Origin of the sequence: Sporosarcina saromensis (assembly GCF_033253735.1) — a bacterium.
Lineage (GTDB): Bacteria > Bacillota > Bacilli > Bacillales_A > Planococcaceae > Sporosarcina > Sporosarcina saromensis.
In genome coordinates, this window is sequence record NZ_JAUBDI010000036.1 from 1 (window position 1) to 18,496 (window position 18,496).

Annotated in this window: 22 protein-coding genes and 1 pseudogene; 9 read left to right on the top strand and 14 right to left on the bottom strand. The window is 41.8% G+C overall.

Annotated elements, in window-relative coordinates; all coding sequences use genetic code 11:
- Positions 1 to 701: 701 nt before the first annotated feature.
- The 4 genes from QT711_RS19150 to pxpB all read right to left on the bottom strand — a co-directional run bounded on the left by QT711_RS19150 (position 702) and on the right by pxpB (position 4,454).
- Positions 702 to 1,907 (bottom strand): NRAMP family divalent metal transporter, encoded by a 1,206-nt coding sequence (locus QT711_RS19150; RefSeq protein WP_317946850.1) that lies wholly within the window; start codon positions 1,905 to 1,907, stop codon positions 702 to 704.
- Between the two features lie 18 nt (positions 1,908 to 1,925).
- Positions 1,926 to 2,696 (bottom strand): LamB/YcsF family protein, encoded by a 771-nt coding sequence (locus QT711_RS19155; RefSeq protein ID WP_317946851.1) that lies wholly within the window; start codon positions 2,694 to 2,696, stop codon positions 1,926 to 1,928.
- 61 nt (positions 2,697 to 2,757) lie between these two features.
- Positions 2,758 to 3,759, bottom strand: a complete 1,002-nt coding sequence (locus QT711_RS19160) for a 5-oxoprolinase subunit C family protein (RefSeq protein WP_317946852.1) — start codon at positions 3,757 to 3,759, stop codon at positions 2,758 to 2,760.
- Positions 3,756 to 4,454: a 5-oxoprolinase subunit PxpB gene (pxpB, locus tag QT711_RS19165; RefSeq protein ID WP_317946853.1), complete on the bottom strand. Its 699-nt coding sequence runs from the start codon at positions 4,452 to 4,454 to the stop codon at positions 3,756 to 3,758. The genes QT711_RS19160 and pxpB overlap by 4 nt, the downstream gene beginning before the upstream one ends.
- 699 nt (positions 4,455 to 5,153) lie before the next feature.
- On the opposite strand from pxpB, the gene dacB reads away from it, so the two are divergent.
- The 5 genes from dacB to QT711_RS19190 all read left to right on the top strand — a co-directional run bounded on the left by dacB (position 5,154) and on the right by QT711_RS19190 (position 9,447).
- Entirely contained in the window at positions 5,154 to 6,677 is a 1,524-nt protein-coding gene (gene dacB / locus QT711_RS19170) for a D-alanyl-D-alanine carboxypeptidase/D-alanyl-D-alanine endopeptidase (RefSeq protein WP_317946854.1), read from the top strand.
- 172 nt (positions 6,678 to 6,849) lie between these two features.
- Positions 6,850 to 7,734 (top strand): hypothetical protein, encoded by an 885-nt coding sequence (locus QT711_RS19175; RefSeq protein ID WP_317946871.1) that lies wholly within the window; start codon positions 6,850 to 6,852, stop codon positions 7,732 to 7,734.
- A gap of 8 nt (positions 7,735 to 7,742) precedes the next feature.
- Positions 7,743 to 8,213 carry a DinB family protein gene (locus tag QT711_RS19180; protein WP_317946855.1) on the top strand — a complete coding sequence of 157 codons (471 nt, stop codon included), beginning with the start codon at positions 7,743 to 7,745 and terminating at the stop codon, positions 8,211 to 8,213.
- A 120-nt stretch (positions 8,214 to 8,333) separates the two neighbouring features.
- On the top strand, positions 8,334 to 8,852 hold the full coding sequence (locus QT711_RS19185; RefSeq protein WP_317946856.1) for an RNA polymerase sigma factor: 519 nt from the start codon (positions 8,334 to 8,336) through the stop codon (positions 8,850 to 8,852).
- A complete protein-coding gene (locus QT711_RS19190; RefSeq protein WP_317946857.1) occupies positions 8,830 to 9,447 on the top strand; it encodes a hypothetical protein in 618 nt (205 codons plus the stop codon). The genes QT711_RS19185 and QT711_RS19190 overlap by 23 nt, the downstream gene beginning before the upstream one ends.
- A gap of 200 nt (positions 9,448 to 9,647) precedes the next feature.
- On the opposite strand, the gene QT711_RS19195 is transcribed toward QT711_RS19190, so the two are convergent.
- From QT711_RS19195 to QT711_RS19235, 9 genes and pseudogenes are all read right to left on the bottom strand, one after another.
- Positions 9,648 to 10,034, bottom strand: a complete 387-nt coding sequence (locus QT711_RS19195; protein WP_317946858.1) for a hypothetical protein — start codon at positions 10,032 to 10,034, stop codon at positions 9,648 to 9,650.
- 128 nt (positions 10,035 to 10,162) lie between these two features.
- A complete protein-coding gene (locus QT711_RS19200) occupies positions 10,163 to 10,615 on the bottom strand; it encodes a GNAT family N-acetyltransferase (protein ID WP_317946859.1) in 453 nt (150 codons plus the stop codon).
- Positions 10,616 to 10,696: 81 nt separating this feature from the next.
- A complete protein-coding gene (locus QT711_RS19205) occupies positions 10,697 to 10,864 on the bottom strand; it encodes a hypothetical protein (RefSeq protein ID WP_317946860.1) in 168 nt (55 codons plus the stop codon).
- Between the two features lie 85 nt (positions 10,865 to 10,949).
- The gene (locus QT711_RS19210; protein ID WP_317946861.1) at positions 10,950 to 11,450 is read right to left on the bottom strand and encodes an NUDIX domain-containing protein; all 501 of its coding nucleotides are present in this window, start codon (positions 11,448 to 11,450) and stop codon (positions 10,950 to 10,952) included.
- A 9-nt stretch (positions 11,451 to 11,459) separates the two neighbouring features.
- Positions 11,460 to 12,167 carry a nucleotidyltransferase domain-containing protein gene (locus QT711_RS19215; RefSeq protein WP_317946862.1) on the bottom strand — a complete coding sequence of 236 codons (708 nt, stop codon included), beginning with the start codon at positions 12,165 to 12,167 and terminating at the stop codon, positions 11,460 to 11,462.
- A 92-nt stretch (positions 12,168 to 12,259) separates the two neighbouring features.
- Positions 12,260 to 12,820 carry a GNAT family N-acetyltransferase gene (locus QT711_RS19220; protein WP_317946863.1) on the bottom strand — a complete coding sequence of 187 codons (561 nt, stop codon included), beginning with the start codon at positions 12,818 to 12,820 and terminating at the stop codon, positions 12,260 to 12,262.
- 139 nt (positions 12,821 to 12,959) lie between these two features.
- Entirely contained in the window at positions 12,960 to 13,502 is a 543-nt protein-coding gene (locus QT711_RS19225) for a GrpB family protein (protein ID WP_317946864.1), read from the bottom strand.
- On the bottom strand, positions 13,496 to 14,041 hold the full coding sequence (locus QT711_RS19230) for an AAA family ATPase (RefSeq protein WP_317946865.1): 546 nt from the start codon (positions 14,039 to 14,041) through the stop codon (positions 13,496 to 13,498). Before QT711_RS19230 ends, QT711_RS19225 begins: the two co-directional genes overlap by 7 nt.
- Positions 14,038 to 14,859, bottom strand: a pseudogene (locus tag QT711_RS19235) (VanW family protein). Before QT711_RS19235 ends, QT711_RS19230 begins: the two are co-directional and overlap by 4 nt.
- A gap of 184 nt (positions 14,860 to 15,043) precedes the next feature.
- Here QT711_RS19235 and QT711_RS19240 point away from each other — a divergent pair.
- The 4 genes from QT711_RS19240 to QT711_RS19255 are packed head-to-tail and all read left to right on the top strand — an operon-like array spanning position 15,044 to position 17,438.
- On the top strand, positions 15,044 to 15,763 hold the full coding sequence (locus tag QT711_RS19240) for an ABC transporter ATP-binding protein (protein ID WP_317946866.1): 720 nt from the start codon (positions 15,044 to 15,046) through the stop codon (positions 15,761 to 15,763).
- Between the two features lie 14 nt (positions 15,764 to 15,777).
- Complete coding sequence (locus tag QT711_RS19245; protein ID WP_317946867.1) at positions 15,778 to 16,521, top strand: ABC transporter permease; 744 nt, start codon at positions 15,778 to 15,780, stop codon at positions 16,519 to 16,521.
- Positions 16,522 to 16,572: 51 nt separating this feature from the next.
- On the top strand, positions 16,573 to 17,031 hold the full coding sequence (locus QT711_RS19250; protein WP_317946868.1) for a LytTR family DNA-binding domain-containing protein: 459 nt from the start codon (positions 16,573 to 16,575) through the stop codon (positions 17,029 to 17,031).
- A complete protein-coding gene (locus tag QT711_RS19255; protein ID WP_317946869.1) occupies positions 17,028 to 17,438 on the top strand; it encodes a DUF3021 domain-containing protein in 411 nt (136 codons plus the stop codon). The genes QT711_RS19250 and QT711_RS19255 overlap by 4 nt, the downstream gene beginning before the upstream one ends.
- A gap of 157 nt (positions 17,439 to 17,595) precedes the next feature.
- Here QT711_RS19255 and QT711_RS19260 read toward each other — a convergent pair whose 3' ends face one another.
- Positions 17,596 to 18,207 (bottom strand): LysE/ArgO family amino acid transporter, encoded by a 612-nt coding sequence (locus tag QT711_RS19260; RefSeq protein WP_317946870.1) that lies wholly within the window; start codon positions 18,205 to 18,207, stop codon positions 17,596 to 17,598.
- Between the last annotated feature and the right edge of the window lie 289 nt (positions 18,208 to 18,496).

Consider the following 18,496-nt stretch of genomic DNA (forward strand, 5'->3'; position numbering starts at 1 on the left):
TTGTGCTACCGTTTTACCTGCATCCACAACCAACTTGGCTGCATCCATTTTAAATTCTTTGTCATACTGTCTTTTCATCTTTTTTCACTCCGCTCAGTTGGATAAGTTTATTATAACTCTCCCAATTCGCTGAGTCCTAATTTTAGAGTAGCATCATATCATATGTGATGTCTACTGTAGTTTTCATTTTATCAACTAGAGTTATAGTTAGTCCCTTGTCACCGAAGTTCATGTCGAATTTAACTACTTCAAAAAATCCTTTAGTAATTTCATCAGTAGGTTGCCAAGTGATGAGTGTTGGTTTTCTTATCATGCTTTGCCCCAACTTTCTTTTTTATGGTTCTATTGATATAAACGACCCTTCATAGTATCTTAATTTGCCGGAAGTTAGGCTACGTGGATATTGTAATAACCATGGATACTCTGCATTGAGTATTATATAAACCGATTATACAATTCCCTTATTTATAATACATCTCTATAAGTAACTTTCCCAACTACAGTTGCCAATATGTCAAGTTTGATTGTCTAAAATGAACTGGACACTCTTGACATGTGTCAATGCGCTAACTTATTTTCCTAAATTTTTATTTTTAATAAGGAAGTAAAGATTGTATATTACTCTACAAAGATTATCACAACGCCATACGAAAACTCCACAAGAAAAGGAGCTTCCCGTATAGAAGCCCCCTAACTAAAAATTATTGGAATAATTTAGGTATATCATTTATTAACGTATAGACACTCATATAACCCATTGCCACTACGACTATCAATCCAAAAATCGTCATCCAGAGGGGGTGCTTGTAATCCCCGACAATTTTGACGCGGTATGCCGCCACTAAGATGATTCCAAGAGCCAATGGTAAAATGAGACCGTTTAACGAGCCAACTAAAATCAAAATTTTAACCGGTCTACCCACGATGATAAACACAGCAGTGGAGATCGCGATGAACGCCATTATAATCCACTTATAATACTTTTCCAACTTTGGATGGAACGTGCGAATGAACGAAACGGACGTATAAGCGCATCCAACAACTGAAGTAATTGCAGCGGACCACATAACGACACCAAAGATCTTATAGCCGACATTACCCGCAGCTAACTGAAAGACGGATGCTGGTGGATTGGCTGGATCAAGCGCCAATCCTTGACTTACAACACCGAGCGTCGCTAAAAATAGTAGCACGCGCATGAGAGATGCGACAAGTATGGCAAAAACTGAACTGCGTGTCACGTCGCCAAGTGCTTCTTTCCCTTTCACCCCTGCGTCAATCAATCGATGCCCGCCAGCAAACGTTATGTATCCACCAACAGTTCCACCGACTAACGTTACGATCGCTATCAAACTAATTTCCGTCGGAACGAAAGTCCGTGTCACCGCTTCCCCGATTGGCGGAACAGCCGTGAACATGACGAACAGCGTTAAGCCGATCATGACAAATCCTAAAATTTGTACGAATCGGTCCATAATCTTACCCGCCTCACGGACGATAAAAATCCCGATGGCCAGCAAACCACTTAATAGACCACCGACTTCCGGCGACATGCCGAAAAGGACATTCGTTCCTAAACCTGCCCCACCGATGTTCCCTATATTAAACGCAAGTCCGCCTGCTACGACGAGTGCCGCAAGCAAGAACCCTAAACCCGGAAACACATCGTTTGCAATATCTTGTGCCCGCTTCTCGGAAACGGCGATAATCCGCCACACGTTCATTTGTGCTCCAATATCAATAATGATAGATACCAAAATGACAAATCCAAAGCTTGCAAGTAATGTTTCTGTGAAAAACGTCGTTTGTGTCAAAAAGCCCGGCCCAATCGCAGACGTTGCCATTAGAAACGCCGCGCCTAACAAAACCCCTCTATTTGATTTCTGAATCGTATTCCCTTTTCCCATGTGAACACCCCATCCCCATTATAAAAAACTAGCAATTTTCTTGATCTCGATTCCTTCCTGTTGCAACGCACTTGGTATTCGTCTCGCAAACTCAAGTGCTGTTTTACCGTCTCCATGAATGCAAATCGTGTCGGCTTTAATGCTGACATCCGTTCCGTCGGTAGCCGTCACTTTCCCTTCTTTCACCATCTTCACAATTTGACGAATGGCAAGTTCATGATCAGTAATTAATGCATTCGGTTCCCTCCTGGACGTCAACATGCCGTCCGGTTGGTACGTCCTGTCTGAAAACACTTCACTCGCTGTCTTCAAGCCAATCCGCTCACCCGCTTTCACTAGCTCACTGCCCGCCAAACCAAAAAGGATTAGCTCCGGATTCACTTTGTACACAGCTTCCGCAATCGCTTCTGCCAAACGCGCATCTTTCGCAGCCATATTGTAAAGCGCACCGTGTGGCTTCACGTGTTGCAAACGCCCCCCTTCCGCCTGAACAAAAGCAGATAATGCACCAATTTGATAGACAACGAGGTCAAACGCCTCCATTGCACTAATAGCCATTTCTCTGCGACCGAATCCACTTAAATCCTGCAACCCCGGATGGACACCAATGCCGACATTCTTCTCCAGCGCCATTCGCACCGTTTTCCGCATCGTCGTTGGGTCACCAGCATGAAACCCACATGCAATATTGGCAGAAGAAATCGTCTGCAAAATCGCTTCATCGTTGCCCATCGTATAGGCACCAAAACTTTCGCCCATATCACAATTCAAATCAACTGTTAAAGCCATATCCTCCACTCCTATCTCCATACATGTAAAATAACCTCACAACCTTGAACACCTTACACGCTTAGCGGAATTTATTTTCAATCGCAGCACGAAGCGCTTTCAAGCTCATTTCTTGCATCGCGACAAGCAGTTGTGATTGTTCAATTGTCACTTCCGTAAAGGTTAGCTGATCGCCAGCTTTCGCCTGCGCCAATTTCGTAAAATTGACCGAAGCAATCTGCCCAATTTTCGGGTAGCCACCTGTCGTTTGCTTGTCTGCAGCTAAAATAATTGGATTGCCATCCGACGGCACTTGAATAGATCCATATGTCACCGCTTCGGAAACTAATTCTGCAGAAACTTTCAACGTCAATGTCGGACCACTCATTCGGTAGCCCATCCTGTCAGACTGCGAGCTCACTGTGAAAGGTTCCTGCCAAAATCGTTGCTGGCTCTCTTCCGTAAACAAGTCGTATTGCCGCCCCCGCATGACTCGAATCTCATAGTGTTTTGAGAGATTTGGTAAGAGCTTTGAGGCGATTTTCCAGTCCGTTGAACGAAAAGGTAGCGATACTTCTGAAGTTTGAAGGCGTTTATAGACGAAAGCTCCAATACCAAGCGGTTTTCCCGTCGCAAGCTTATCAGCCTTTTTCAAAGCTCTTCCCTCATATCCACCAATTCGTGCTTTCAAATATGTCGTGCGACTATTTAGCACGTCCGGCACATCGAATCCACCTGCTACCGCCAAATACGCACGACTACCAGCAAGCGCAGCACCAAACTTTACAACGCTTCCTTTTTGGACAAAGACCGGTTTCCACATCGGCACACGCTCGCCATCGATCGATGGTTGTAAATCTCCTCCACAAATTGCAATGACGAGGTCTTGTTCCATTAACAAATGTGGACCGACTAGCGTCATTTCCAAAGTAGCCATGTGCTCTTCATTTCCAACGAGAAGGTTTGCTATTCGATGAGAGTAAGGATCCATGACACCACCTACGATGACGCCAAATTTCTGATAACCATACCTTCCTAAATCTTGAATCGTATCTTGAAGACCTGCTTTCATGACGGTAATCATTCAAAGTCACCTCTCAACGCTTCGTATTCCTCCTGTGTAATCTCGTAAAACTGAATTGTATCTCCTGCCGACAATAAACTCGGCGGATCTTCAGTTGGCAAAAATAACTCGATTGGTGTCCTACCAATAAGTTGCCATCCACCTGGCGAGTCGATAGGATAGACACCCGTCTGCATACCAGCAATTCCGACCGTACGAGCAGGAATATGTAAACGCGGGGACTGCCGCCTTGGTGCCGCAATCTTTTCAGACATGCCGCCAATGAAAGGAAAACCTGGCGCAAAACCAATCATATGAACGCTATACGTCCCCGATGTATGAATGCGGATAACTTCCTCGGGCGTCAATCCATTATGTTCCGCAACGAAAGCAAGGTCCGGTCCATGCACTCCACCGTATACGACAGGAATCCGAACAACTTTCTGCTCGCACATCGACACTTCTTTCACTTCATTCATCAATTCCTGTATACGCTTACAAATGAAATCATACGGACGGTTCTCTTTCAACCTATCAACCTTATAAATTACAGTAACGGTCGTATAAGCAGGAATGTACTCGACCATCCAAGACGGCTTCAATTCCTCCAAAGTCACGACAATCGCATTCACTTTTTTCTCGGTTGCTGGACTGATTTCCGTCCCTACTTCAATGACGACTGCTTCGTCACCTAACGGGCTCAAGTTGTACTTCATGCTGCTCACACGCTCCCAACACACAAGATCTTTTTACACGTACTGATTATTCTACATTATTCTACATATTTCGCAAACTGGTATTTACAAATAGGTATAAAAATTAGGTTATTATCTGGTGATTTGATAGGTGACTAGAATTTCTACGATTATGGCACGTCTGAATGACGCGAGCTTTGCGATGCGAAGCCTTTGTATTGTGATGCGAAACGGTTACGTTGCGATGCGACCCGTTTACGTTGTGTTACGACACGAGTGTTGCGATGCGAGCCCTTTGTATTGTGATGCGAAACGGTTACGTTGTGATGCGACACGTTTATGTTGTGTTACGACACGAGTGTTGTGATGCGAGCCCTTTGTATTGTGATGCGACGCGGTTACGTTGTGTTACGGCGCGAGCTTTGCGATGCGAAGCCTTTGGATGTGATGCGACGCGGTTACGTTGTGATGCGAACCGAGCTTTGCAACGCAAGAATTTCGCTATGTGTGGCCTATCCAGTTACAAAAAAGCTTTTTGAAAACGTGAATTCTCTATGTTCCCTTCGAATGAATGACCAACCTTTGCATAAACTACTAAGGAATGACTATGTACTCCATTAGTAAAAATGTTTCAATTTGAAACTTTCTGTAATTAAATCTGTTTAACCGTATTCATTTGCAGTACAATCAAGCTAAAGGATGAAAGGATGTGAGCTAGTAATGATGCAGCAAAATCTAATCAAGCGAGCTTTCTTAGCAGTTTCCATTGCTTTGATTGCTTTATTTCCGGTCGCACATGAAGGAACTTTTTCCTCTGTCGCCGCATCCGGGGAAACAACTCCCGTTACATCCATTGAATCGACATCACTAGAAAGCAAGTTACAAGCCATTTTGTCGAACCCTAAGCTTCAAGGAGGCATCACAGGAGTGAGTGTCCGAAAAGCGGATACGAATGAGACCATTTTTTCGCATTTCAGTGATATCCGCCTCCGTCCCGCTTCCAACATGAAGTTGCTAACGGGTACGACCGCAATGGACATTTTAGGCCCTGATTATCGGTTTACGACTGAACTGTTGACGGATGGACAAGTGAAAGGCAAAATGCTTCACGGCAATTTATTCATTAGAGGGAAAGGCGATCCCACTCTCTTAAAAGAAGACTTGGATCAATTTGCAAAAGACTTGAAGGCAAAAGGCATTACGAGAATTAACGGGGACTTACTAGCAGATGATAGTTGGTATGATGACGTTCGGTATTCACAAGACCTAAATTGGTCGGATGAACACAGTTACGTTGGTGCGCAAGTTTCCGCATTGACGATTTCTCCAAATACAGACTATGACGCTGGTACAGTTATTGTGGAAGTGAATGCTGGCAATAAAGCGGGAGACCTTCCAAAAGTAACCGTTACGCCAGAAACTAGCTACGTTGAAATTGTCAATCGCGCTTCGACAACGGCAAAAGGTACAACAAAAAACATTACCATTGAACGTGAACATGGTACAAATCGAATTTTCATCGATGGTAACATGCCACTTGAAGGAACGAGATCGCGCTCTTGGACAGCTGTGTGGGAGCCGACTGGACTTGTTCTCGATGTATTCAAAAAATCGTTGGAAGCACATGGGATCCTATTTGTCGGTAAGCACCGGATGGAAACCGGATTGACCCCTGCTAACGCCACTGTGCTCGCAGAAAAACAATCCATGCCACTTGAAGAGCTCTTCATCCCATTTATGAAGCTCAGCAATAACGGACACGCGGAAACATTGGTAAAGGAAATGGGGAAAGTGCAGCAAGGAAAAGGTACATGGGATGCAGGACTTGCAGTGATGAAAGCGAAGCTACAGGAATTCGGTGTGAATACGAATACAATTGTACTGCGTGACGGCTCGGGCATGTCCCATAAAAATCTTGTTTCGGCGGATGAACTGACTACGCTGCTTTATACTATACAAGACAAAAGCTGGTTCCCTGCATTCGAGGCATCTTTGCCGATTGCTGGTGCGCCTGATCGAATGGTAGGTGGAACCCTTCGTAACCGAATGGGCAAAGGATTAACGGCTGGTAACGTCAAAGCGAAAACCGGTTCAATAACAGGTGTCTCCACTCTTTCCGGATATGTCACTGCGAAAGACGGAACGGAATTGATTTTCTCTATTATGATAAATAATTACGTGACGGGTCCCGTAACACCGATTGAAGATGCCATTGCAACAGTACTTGCAGAGCATGAATTTTAATGAATTTCTTAGATAATTAGTTGATTCATTCCTAACCGCGTGAAATTCGAGGAGATTGATCCTTGAATTCACGCTTTTTTAATTGGACAAGTCTCATCAAAATAAAGGATTTACTCATTACACTAGCGAAAGAAGAGAGAACGAATATCTTTAGAAAGTAGGGATACTATTGGTGATTGAACAACTTCAGAAAGCAGAAACATTTCTCCAAACAAAGGCTAGACCATTAGAAAAGGTTCTATATACATTTGAATTTGTGAATGGTGACGAAGAGCAAGTGTTAGATGCATTAATGACCTATCAAAATGAAGACGGTGGTTTTGGCAACGGATTGGAGCCTGACTTCAGATGCAAGGCTTCTTCTGCGCTAGCAACAACAATCGGCTTACAACATTTGATTCGCATTGGGGCAGATGATTCGGAACCAATGGTGCAAAGCGCAATCAACTATCTGTTGCATACTTTCGATGAAGAAAAGATGGGATGGGAAATCGTCCCAGAGGAAGTGGAATCTGCGCCACGGGCGATTTGGTGGAATTACGGTGGAGATTGGCCATGGGGAAATCCTAGTGCCGAGATAACTGGCTTACTCCATCATTACAAAGGGCTTGTGCCTGCCGATTTTTTAGAAACATTGACAGCTCATACAATTACCTACGTGCAGCAATTAGACACGAACGACCATCATGAATTACAATGCCTGGTCAAATTACTAAAGGAATTACCTGCAGATCAAGCTGGGAAGATTTCCGATAAAGTGCGTCATATTGCCCGAAACAGCGTGACGACAGATCCCGAAAAATGGCATGGCTATTGCTTACTTCCTCTCCAAATCGTATCGATGAAAGAATCGTTTTTGTATGAAGAATTTAAAGACGCCATCCCATCCAATATTCAGCATCTGCTAAATACGCAAGCGGAAGATGGGAGTTGGAAACCGACGTGGGCGTGGGGACAATTTGAAGAGGAATGGGAAAAAGCGAAGCAAGAATGGAGCGGCGTATTGACGCTAGAAAATTTGAGAATTCTTCATGCCTACGAAAAAGGAGCAATATAGGTGAAGAGATGAATCCATACGTACAGGCAACATTTAATCAAATCTCCATTTCAATTCAATCAATTGCTGACCTATTGGACGAACTGGAGCCAGGGGATTTAGATGCCCAACCAACAGAGAATAAACTTTCCATTGGTCAGCTATTCACTCATATGGCGTTGATATGTAAGGCGGACCTACTAATTGCGAACGAAGCGTCCGAAGAAGAAATGAGTAACTTTTATGCATCCAACCATTTTACAGCTATTGATGACATAAAAGAAGCATTGTTATCGAATTTCTCGTTATTAAAAACTCGCTACATGAATTATACGGAAGATGAATTAATGCAAAAAACAACTTCCTACTGGGGAGTGTCCTATACAAGGTATGAATGGTTGCTAGAGATTTCTTCTCACCTCTACCATCATCGCGGGCAGTTACATGCTTTGCTTGTGCATTGTTTAGGAAAAAATCCGCAAATACGATTATTTGAATGAACGTAGCGTTTTGCATAATGTAACTTGTCATCGGTCGATTCCGTGGCAAGTTTTTTTATGGGAAACCGTTACCGATTTATTTCGTTTGCGTCTAAATGGTTGAGAAAGGGGGATGAAAGCGTGACGAATCGTGAGCAATGGTTTCATAATCATTTCAATCAAATTTACAGCTATATTTTACTACTTGTCAATGACGCTCACACTGCCGAAGACTTAACACAAGAAACGTTTTTGAAGGCGATGAAACATGAGCAAACGTTCAAAGGACAATCTTCCGTTAAAACATGGCTTTTTCGAATTGCCTATACGACGACAATTAGCTATTTCCGAAATAAACAACCCCTCACGCACTTCCTAGATACTGCACTTTTACGGTCGAAGCATGATTTATCGCCAGAAGAAACGACACTGTTGAATGCTCAGCAAAAAGAATTTTATGCAGCGCTCCAGCGGTTAAAACCGAGTTACCAACAAGTAATTGTGTTGCGCAAAATCCAGGAGTTTTCGACCTTAGAAACAGCAACTATCTTAGCGTGGACGGAAGGCAAAGTGAAAATGAGTCTATCACGTGCACTAGTCGCTTTTAAGAAAGAATTGGAAAAAGGAGGTTTTACGAATGAAACTCTATTCAGAAGATGAGGTAACGAGGGAATTAAAGTCACTAAACGAAGCATTTCAACCTTCAACAAGCCAAAAAGAAAGTGCTTATCGAGCAATCTTCAAACAGACCGGCAAAAAAAGAGCTTTTCGGAGACAACGATTGCTGCCAGTTATTTTAACTCTCATCCTATTCTTCACGGTCGGCACAGGAATGGTTACCTTGATAACAAGCGAATATGGGAATAATCCTACACGTACGTTGTCCGAAAAAAATCGCATTGATGTCACTTCTGCTTGGAATGGTGTCATTTTAACCCAGTCCAGTCAAACGAGTCCTACAAACTACATCATTACTTTCTATGACGAACAAATTATAATTCAAGATGACTATGGTAGTTTCATCGGATTTAACCCCGATGGCCAAATTAAGGATCCTTACAAAGGTTTCGCAATAAAAGATACCGCTTTAGACGCAGGCAACTACGAAAACTACACAGTTTTACAAGAAGACGATCAATATACGATTACCGTCACTGGAAAGGAAACATTTACGTATACATTAACGAAAACGGCTCCACGAAAATTCGTCGGCTCAGATGGAGTTGAATATTCGTCAAGAAATTATATCGAATAAATAATTCAAGCGTGCCGCTATGCCAGCGCTACGATAAAGCAGCACGCTTATTGAAATAACAGAGTTTCATTGTTTATCCCACATTCATTTCCAACCGCTATCGTTCGCTACATTTGGATAAAGACCACTTCATTCCAATAAACGGTACCGCTTAGCAAGCGATTATTACGATCCCATCTAGCACAAAGAATTCGTTGCAGTTATAGTTCCAACTCATCACTCATTTCAAACACATCAAATACATTTTGCTGAATAATAAGCGACATGACTTTCCCCTCTTTTTCAAAGTAATGAACGTGACCAACTCGCTTGTCTTCAAGCTCTGTCCAACCCCACCGTTCAATTTCATCCAAGTAGTCTTGCGGTGGCGTTCCTTCCTCATCACCAATATCCTTTAGCTTGTATTTCGCAGACTTGGCAATCACATTTGTACAATCTTCCGGCTTTAATTCATACGCATTTTTTGGAATTGGAAACCCTTCATTGATGACCGCCATTCGATAACCGTCTTCCTTAGCATATTCATACGAACAACCCGTCATTATAATTGTTCCAACAATAAGGATTAGCAGCAATACGTTTCGCATTTAGACATCTCCCTCTCGGAAAGTTCAACAACTGTTACTTTCAGCTTAGTAGGAGTATGGTCTTTTGTCATCCAACTTTTTTGTGAACTTTCCGACGGTTGGACTCATAATGGGATTAGGTGAATAATCTAAACGCTTATCTCTAAGCGAATCATATCCCTGCACTGAATGCCATTTTCGAAAATGCGTTCTTCGTATTGATTGACAAAGAAATCTTTTACTACACCCGAAATGCGAAAACCGCATTTTTGATAGAGTGCAAGTTGACCAATACTGGAATTCCCTGTCCCAATTTCAACGGTTGTAGAACCACTCGCTTTCGCTGTACGTAGTGCGTCAAGTAGAAGCTTTTTACCGATTCCTCGACCTTGCATGTCCTCACGTACAGCAACATTCTTAATCTCTGTCGTTTCATCATTTAATTTCACGATTACGTAGGTGCCGATAATTTCATCATTTTCCTCGCATACATAACAGTCACCTTGCTGCAGATACGCTTCTATTAAAACCCGAGAAGGATCGGCTAATAGTAGAAGCGTATAGGGAGGTGTTTCTTGAAGTTGTAGTTTCCTGATCTTCATGAGGTCTTTTCAACAACTCCTTCCATACAGTTTTTTATCCTAACTTCCATCTACTCACGTCTTGCGAGGAGAAGGTCCTATTCATTTACTATTATCGTCATCTTTGTTAGCAATTTTCTTAAGCGTCGTGTTGATATTGATGAGGGCAATAAGTATAAAACCAAGCATAACAAAAGTGACAATCTCACCGGTAAAAAAAGCGATAATGCCCAAAAGTAATGCATACAACGAATACATAAAATTGTTCATTTATCCTCTCCCTTTCTTGCATGACCAAGTACTTTCATCATCTTTCAGAAAAGCATCTATTTCTTCATTCCTAGCGTATTAAGCATTAAATAGACAGATTTTCAAGACGTAGGGCCGCCTCCATGATCACTTCATATGTAGTGTGCCATCCCTTGTAGTAGGCACTTACCTCTGCCGGATGAATAAGCGTACGCTCCGTTGACTCATACGCCGCATCAAATGACATGAAATCCGTAACATCCATCCGATAAAATACTTGATAGCCCACTTTCGGATAGGGACTGGCTTCGGTCCACAAAGGGTTTTCTTCATGATTCACTTCAATCGCTCCGAGGAGATGGGAAGTACCTTGTACATAAGCTTCTTCGAACACTTCACGATGTAGACAAGCTTCTACTGCCTCATCGACTTCAATATGTCCGCCAGGAAAATCCCATCCTCGATCATTCAAGTTCACCATGAGCAATTTTCCTTCGTGAAAACAAAATGCGTGGACACTTGTGATGAGGTCCCGTTCGGGTAATAGATGCTCAATCCAAGTCAACTTTACTTGATGACCGCCCCAATCCACATACGTAATCGACATCGTCATCCCTCATTTCCCAATTGAGTAGCCTTCAAATAACCTTCCGCCATGCGGTTTTAATACTTCATCCACTAACAAGATGATGCCATGTTTGTCGCCGGTTTTATAAAAAAGATCGAACGCGTCCGTAAATCTTTTTGCAAATACTTCATCGTACTGTTTCAAGGCTTTTACAATCCACTTAGACGAGCCAATCCATTGGCAATTTGTTCGTAATACAAATTCGTGGATTGCTTCCGCTAACGTATTGGCGATAAAAAGTGCCTCTGCACCATTCTTGGAGCCGATTAGATCGGCGAGCATATCCGTCAACATGTATCTCTTTGTTAAAATCGTTTCCGCAGACCAAGGTACAGGTCCATTATTTAAAAGTTCACACGCTTCATTTTTAATGCTGGAAAGTATGCCGGCATCGACAAGAACAATTCCTTCTGCAACCATTTTTGGTAATGAAGGGCGAGCCCTTTCAGCGTCCGCAAGAAAAAAGGTTTTATAGGAAGTGAGTGTATGTACAAACACTTCAATTGGCCATCCGTAGTCAATATGGGATTCATGGTAAGGGGACTGTACGTGCTTATCAAATATGACAATGTCCAAATCCGATGTCGTCGTTGCCTCGCCTCTGACGACGCTGCCTGCAAGAATAGCAGCTTGGCAATGTGGAAAATACTCATCAACAAAACGTTTAGCAGCGAATGGCGGTTTCATCCTTTTCATTTCATTGTTCCTCCGATACTTTTTCTAAATCCCGTGTTCGCTAATGCCCCTTATTACCATTTGCAAGCTCTTTTCACTTGGAGCCCCAAGTGTTAAAAATTGCTCGCTGTTGATCTCCCCCTATCAAATTCAATTAACCAACAATCCCTATATGCACCTTCATGCCACTCGTGGTGCGGAAGCAGCTTGATCTTTGTAAATCCACACTTTTCATAACAGCGGATTGCCCGCTCATTCCACGCCTGTGGATCCATAACAATGCGATCCACACATTTGACGTTCAATAAATAATCCATCATGGTCTCGACTAGTTGCGTGCCTATTCCTTTATTCCAAAAAGACGTTTCGCCGATGAACTGATCCATTCCGTATATAATTTCCGTTGTATCGTCATAGCCATATAGTCTTCTTTCCTCTTCACTTATTGGATAAGACTGCACATAACCGATCGGTTCCTGCTTATATTCTATTAAACAACGTATTTCTTCACCTGGATCTCCAAAGAAATCTTCTATGACTTGCTCCATATCTAATGGTCGATCTCTACCCTCATAATACTGAAGCACTTTTGGGTCAGACAACCATTTTGCCAAAAGGAATCTATCGTCTTCCAGTAGTTGTCGAATCACTAATTCTCCATTTCTTTTATACACGCCATATCCTCCGAAAGATAACTAAAATTGCAGTCACACATTGATTTTCAAATAAAAGATGAACGCTAAGTTTAAAGCGCCGTAACGATGTTATTGACGCGTTTCGGACCCTGCATTATCATCATACCAGACGCACGTTCTATTTAACAGATAATTCTTTCATAGCTTTTTGGTGAATTACATCTACGAATTCTTTCTTTGCATCCGCATAACTCCGCTCGTTTGTAGGATATTTTGTGGCTAATTCCTTTTTCAGTCGTTCATATTCAACTGCCGTTTCAGGATATTTATTCAAATAATCTCTAAACAGCGTATGCTGCAGCCACCAATCTCCCCCATATTCAACGATGTGGTACACATGCGTTTTTGTGAGTGCCTCTAAATCTGCAAACTTCGCAAAGACGACTTTCCCTTCTACTTCTGCACGTAATTGATATATCGCTGCATCTTTCAATTGATATTTATCAAATTTCTTTACATCCTCCAACTTCTCTACGCCGATTAATACATCGAGCATCGGCTTCGCCGCAATGTTTGCGATTGCCGTACTTCCGATATGTTGAATGTCTACAATATGCTTGCCAATAAGTGATTGCAAAAGTTTTTTCTCTTGTTCAAAAAGCATCTTCCATTTTGGTTCATGTGGTAGTAATGTTACTTCGTCCTTATTCAAACCTAACATTTTGACTTCACTTCCTGTCCAATCTCGTTGCAAATGAATGTTACAATCTCCTCTATACCAACTTCATCCGTTTTAATGAAGTGATGATCATCAAAACGCTTAAACCCTTCAATGCATTTATCCGTCTGCGCGAAGCACCAATTACCTTCCTCTTCTCCTCGGGCAATCAGACGTTTGTGTATTGTCTCTTTTTCTGCAGTTAAACAAAAGTGAACCGTTTCTGCATCGATTTCCAAGAAACCATCATGAATGGTGTTGAAATAGTTCTTATTGTAAATCGTCATCGGCACGATCAAATCTTTCCCGTAAGTCTCGCATAGTTGTTTTGCCACTTCCACAGTCAATGGCTTCCACATATCTAAATCTTGAAAATCTCCCGTTTGTTCATGCTCGAGTTTCACGTTTTCTGGTATGATATGTCGAAGCATATAACCAACCACTTCGGGATCAAAGAGTATAGCTCCGTCCATCTTACGCAACAATTCGTTTGCTACAGTCGTCTTTCCAACACCAAATGCCCCATTGATCATGATGATCATTCTATCTCCTCCTCGTACGTTAAAAATGGCTCATACATAGTAATCGCATGATTCTCCGTGATAAATTCATCGTCCACCTTATTCCCCTCAAGGTCATAAACCTTTCTAAAAATCGTATTGTGACGTACATAGCCACCCCATAATTCCCTTGTAAAATGATGCTCTTTCTCATACACTTCAAATGTCCGATTAACCGGCAATACCGAACGTCATTCTCCGCTTAAATGTGTATCTGTCACATAGACGACAAGTTGATAAGGGTTTGCCGTATTATTCTCTATTTGTAAATCCAAATAGTTATATGCACAAGTGGCACCACTACCGAAGGGTTGATTTCGATTTGAATCAGGGAATACATCGTAGCTGTGGCGATACCTTTCCGTCACAGTCAGAGGAGTGTGTAAAGTGATCCAATAAATCAGGTTTGACAGTTGGCAAAGTCCACCACCAATACCGACAGTCACTTTTCCATAATGAAGAATCATCCCTTCTACATACCCCTTACGCCTCGTCGTGTTTCCAATCAATCGCCAATAAGAAAACGTCTCCCCCGGCTGGACCACGATTTTATCCAACTGTTTTACTGCGATTTTTAAGTTTGTGGTTTTATTATATTGAAGTTGCATATCAACATTTTGTAACTTCCTAAGTAATGGAGTCCGATGTTTTTTATGGACATATGGAAACTTCCCATCAATTTTTTGTCGTGCATATCTTTTCTGATCAAACAACCATTCACTATATCTCTTAAACCTATAGACTTTCTTTCCCAAGAAAATTCGTATTTTACTTCGTCTAATCGGCTTCAACGAGACCACCTTCCCCACCTCCCATTAGTGTAATTCTATATAGATTGTTCATTATCCTTTTTCCTGCGATGCAACTTATCGTTATTTTTCTGCAAGTGACCGACCGTAATTGTCCAGTTACCGAAAATCCGAAGACGTACTCGGTATTGTTTTCTATAGTAGAAGTACAAAGAAAAACAACGGAGGGATGGCAATGAATATTGTTCAGGTGAAGCAACTGAAAAAGGCTTACGGTGCAAACCAAGTATTACAGGGGATTGATTTTACAGCTCAAGCAGGGGAAATTATCGGTGTCATCGGTAAAAACGGTGCTGGCAAATCGACTTTTTTAGAAATCGTAATGACGTTAAAACCTTATGATGAAGGAACCGTTTCGGTGTTAAATCAAGAGGTACGCACCTTATCGGCACAGCAACTTGTTGAGATGCGTATGCAAATTGCAGTCGTCTTGCAGCCAACACAATTTTATAAGTCGTTAAAGGTTGTGGAGTTGTTGAAGTTGTTTAAAGCCTATTACCAGTCGACAGTAAACATTGAAAAAATCATCACCGACTTTAAACTCCAACCTTACAGAAAAAAGTATTTCGATAAGTTATCAGGTGGCTGGAAGCAAATCGTCAGTTTGGCCATTGCGTTTTTATCGGAACCGAAAATGCTCATTTTGGATGAACCGACGACTGGACTTGATCCGCATATGCGAAATATGTTGTGGATGTACATTACCGATTACAACAAACGGACTGGAGGTACTGTCATTTTGACAACGCACAATATGGATGAAGTGGAGTTGTATTGCGATAAAGTGTTGCTCATTAATAATGGTGTTAGTGAAGTGTTTTCGAAGACAAAACAGATTTTGGATGACGGGTATTCATCCATTAACGATTTTTATCTTTCTAAAGTATCAGGTTAAGAGGGGGACTAAATATGTTAGCGAATCAGTTGAAATATGATCTTTTAATGTTTTCAAGGGAGCTATTCTATCTTGTGTTCACGGTGGTCGTTCCACCTGTTACGTATCTTTTCATGGGCGAGCTATATGGCGAGTTCATGTATGCCGGGGGATTGAATTATGCAGAGACGTATACCCCTTCCTTCATCTTGCTTATCACATTCGGCGTCGTCTTTTTCGCTTTTGGATTCAATAAAGTGCTGAATCGGTCGACAGGAGTTGAAAAACGGGTCAGCTTGGCACCTGTGCCGAAAAAAGTCTTATTGCTATCCGATATTTTAAAATCAATTATTGTAACGAGTTTCGGATATTTCCTTGTATTTTCCCTAGGTATGATCCTATACGATCTTTCCTTCCAGCTTATAAGCTTTCTTGTGTCATATGGATTTTTCATTTTATTAAACGCGTCATTACTCATCATCTCATCTGCAATTTATTCTTTTTTCAAGAGTATCAACGGCGCACTTGTCTTTTCAATTGTACTCTTTCAAGTCGGTATGATTTCAGGAGGATTCACAATGCCGATTGAACGAATGCCGTCTTTCGTGCAAGTCATTGCAGACTTCAATCCGCTCTATCATATGAATCAGCTGTTCATCGCTGTGTGGAATGGCCAGTTTGTCTTTGAAAGCGGTACATTCATGTCAATTGGCTACATTTTAAGTTGGGTCCTCGTAGCGCTTCTCATCATTCGTTTTGCAAAAAAAGTGAGAAATTGAGCTTTTCGATGGTACGATATGAGAAGTAAGGTTTAAGGGGAGGTTTGGGGAATGAAAGTAACGTTGGACATTGATAGTGATTATGAGGAAACAAAAGTGACGATCCACTGCAATGAAGTGGACGAATCGATTAAAGAAATCCTCGATTTTCTAAAAGGGAAGAAAACAGAGTTTCTCGTCGGTAAAGACGGAGAGATGCAACATATTATTCGGCCAGACGCCGTGCATTATTTTCATACGGAAAACGAAGGGGTCGTTGCGGTCACTTCAGAAGGGTCATATATGTTAAGAGAAAAATTGTATGAGCTAGAAGAAATGCTTTCTTCATCAAAGTTCATTCGCTTATCCAAGTCAGTCATTGCTAATCTTCACGAATTAAATAGATTTGAAGCCTCTTTTAACGGAACGCTATGTGTACATTTCAAATCGGGTACAAAAGAATATGTTTCCCGCACGTATGTCCACGGCATCAAGGAAGCGCTGAAACTGAACAGGAGGAAAAATGGATGAAGACATTTTTACTACGAAGCATATTGGGTATCTTTTTTGGCTCATTCCTTACACTTGTTGTCTTATTTATTGTCATATTTGTCGGGGATCATGACACACTCGACGCGTCCATTCTTGTGAAAAATGCAATTGGGCAAGTTTTTTGCGGGTGGTTCTTCACCGTGACTCCGTTGCTTTTTGAGAATGAAAGGCTATCGTTGCCTGTTCAAACTGTGTTGCATTTTCTATGTGTATCCATCCTCTATTTCATCGTCGCATTCGTACTAGGATGGGTGCCATTCACAACAACCGGCTTTCTCGCCATACTCGGTCTCTTCATCGTCATCTACGCAATCATCTGGACCGCCTTCTACATGTACTTCAAAAAACAAGCTGCAAAATTAAACAAAGAACTACGTGAATTGTGATTAAAATTATTTTCACTATTCATAATTGTGCAGGTGCCTGTCCCCCGAAAAATTCTAAATTGTCTTGGGGACTGGCACCGCTAAAAAGCCACCTCCACGGAAGTTTCCGCGGGGTGGCTTTTTTGATTGGGCATGCTTCACTTACACCTTATGATTGTTATTCAAGCAAACGGAATACCATGTAGATAGCGACGCCAAAGACAACGACGGCCGAGATTTTATTTAATACGTTGATAAACGTACCACTCGTATCCAACCTACCAATAAGACGCCCTGTTAGCGCAAGACCGAAAAACCAGCACCATGCGACGAGTATTGTCGCAACCGTAAATGCCATTCTTTCATCGCCTGTGTAGCTTAAAGCGTTCGATCCAATGACACCTATTGTATCGAGGATAGCATGTGGATTGAGTAGCGAAACGGATGCTGCAAAAATAATTTGTCGTCTTGGAGAAAATCGTTCGCCTTCATGCTTTGCAGGCGAGGAGTTGGTTCTCCAGAGTGAAATGCCTATGTATAACAAAAACAAAATTCCGATCCCAATAATAATCGTCTCAAGCCACTCAAACGTTAAAATGAGTAAAGAAACGCCTGAAACTGCTGCGACTATGAGGATTGTGTCACATATTCCAGCCGTAATGACGACTGGCAAAGCTCTTGTTAACTTGGGTTGAAGTGCGCCTTGATTGAAAACAAACACATTTTGTGCACCTAACGGCAAGATTAAGCCGAACGCAAGAATAACACCATGAATAATAGCTTGAATCATTTCCCCACCTCCTCAATCCATTAAACGTCCAAACAACTAAAATTGCAATAGTACATTTATAATCATATGAACTATTCAGAATTAAGTGGGTGCCTGTCCCCAAACACTAGCGTTGCACCGTTTACACTAAATACATTAAAAACTATATTTTTACATTATGGTACTTCGGTAAAATTTAAAAAAGGGAACAGGGGTCTACAGTTAAATCAGTTCCCTTTTTTTGTAATTTAATTTATTTAGCTTTGTTTTTCTTTGTTGCTTTTAACTTCTTCTCTTTTTTGATGAAATG

What these genes read in the sequence shown, in the direction of transcription:
- QT711_RS19150 (WP_317946850.1), bottom strand. Translation starts at nt 1,907, where the DNA reads ATGGGAAAAGGGAATACGATTCAGAAATCAAATAGAGGGGTTTTGTTA.
- QT711_RS19155 (WP_317946851.1), bottom strand. Translation starts at nt 2,696, where the DNA reads ATGGCTTTAACAGTTGATTTGAATTGTGATATGGGCGAAAGTTTTGGT.
- QT711_RS19160 (WP_317946852.1), bottom strand. Translation starts at nt 3,759, where the DNA reads ATGATTACCGTCATGAAAGCAGGTCTTCAAGATACGATTCAAGATTTA.
- pxpB (WP_317946853.1), bottom strand. Translation starts at nt 4,454, where the DNA reads ATGAAGTACAACTTGAGCCCGTTAGGTGACGAAGCAGTCGTCATTGAA.
- dacB (WP_317946854.1), top strand. Translation starts at nt 5,154, where the DNA reads ATGATGCAGCAAAATCTAATCAAGCGAGCTTTCTTAGCAGTTTCCATT.
- QT711_RS19180 (WP_317946855.1), top strand. Translation starts at nt 7,743, where the DNA reads ATGAATCCATACGTACAGGCAACATTTAATCAAATCTCCATTTCAATT.
- QT711_RS19190 (WP_317946857.1), top strand. Translation starts at nt 8,830, where the DNA reads ATGAAACTCTATTCAGAAGATGAGGTAACGAGGGAATTAAAGTCACTA.
- QT711_RS19195 (WP_317946858.1), bottom strand. Translation starts at nt 10,034, where the DNA reads ATGCGAAACGTATTGCTGCTAATCCTTATTGTTGGAACAATTATAATG.
- QT711_RS19200 (WP_317946859.1), bottom strand. Translation starts at nt 10,615, where the DNA reads ATGAAGATCAGGAAACTACAACTTCAAGAAACACCTCCCTATACGCTT.
- QT711_RS19205 (WP_317946860.1), bottom strand. Translation starts at nt 10,864, where the DNA reads ATGAACAATTTTATGTATTCGTTGTATGCATTACTTTTGGGCATTATC.
- QT711_RS19210 (WP_317946861.1), bottom strand. Translation starts at nt 11,450, where the DNA reads ATGTCGATTACGTATGTGGATTGGGGCGGTCATCAAGTAAAGTTGACT.
- QT711_RS19215 (WP_317946862.1), bottom strand. Translation starts at nt 12,167, where the DNA reads ATGAAAAGGATGAAACCGCCATTCGCTGCTAAACGTTTTGTTGATGAG.
- QT711_RS19225 (WP_317946864.1), bottom strand. Translation starts at nt 13,502, where the DNA reads ATGTTAGGTTTGAATAAGGACGAAGTAACATTACTACCACATGAACCA.
- QT711_RS19230 (WP_317946865.1), bottom strand. Translation starts at nt 14,041, where the DNA reads ATGATCATCATGATCAATGGGGCATTTGGTGTTGGAAAGACGACTGTA.
- QT711_RS19240 (WP_317946866.1), top strand. Translation starts at nt 15,044, where the DNA reads ATGAATATTGTTCAGGTGAAGCAACTGAAAAAGGCTTACGGTGCAAAC.
- QT711_RS19245 (WP_317946867.1), top strand. Translation starts at nt 15,778, where the DNA reads ATGTTAGCGAATCAGTTGAAATATGATCTTTTAATGTTTTCAAGGGAG.
- QT711_RS19250 (WP_317946868.1), top strand. Translation starts at nt 16,573, where the DNA reads ATGAAAGTAACGTTGGACATTGATAGTGATTATGAGGAAACAAAAGTG.
- QT711_RS19255 (WP_317946869.1), top strand. Translation starts at nt 17,028, where the DNA reads ATGAAGACATTTTTACTACGAAGCATATTGGGTATCTTTTTTGGCTCA.
- QT711_RS19260 (WP_317946870.1), bottom strand. Translation starts at nt 18,207, where the DNA reads ATGATTCAAGCTATTATTCATGGTGTTATTCTTGCGTTCGGCTTAATC.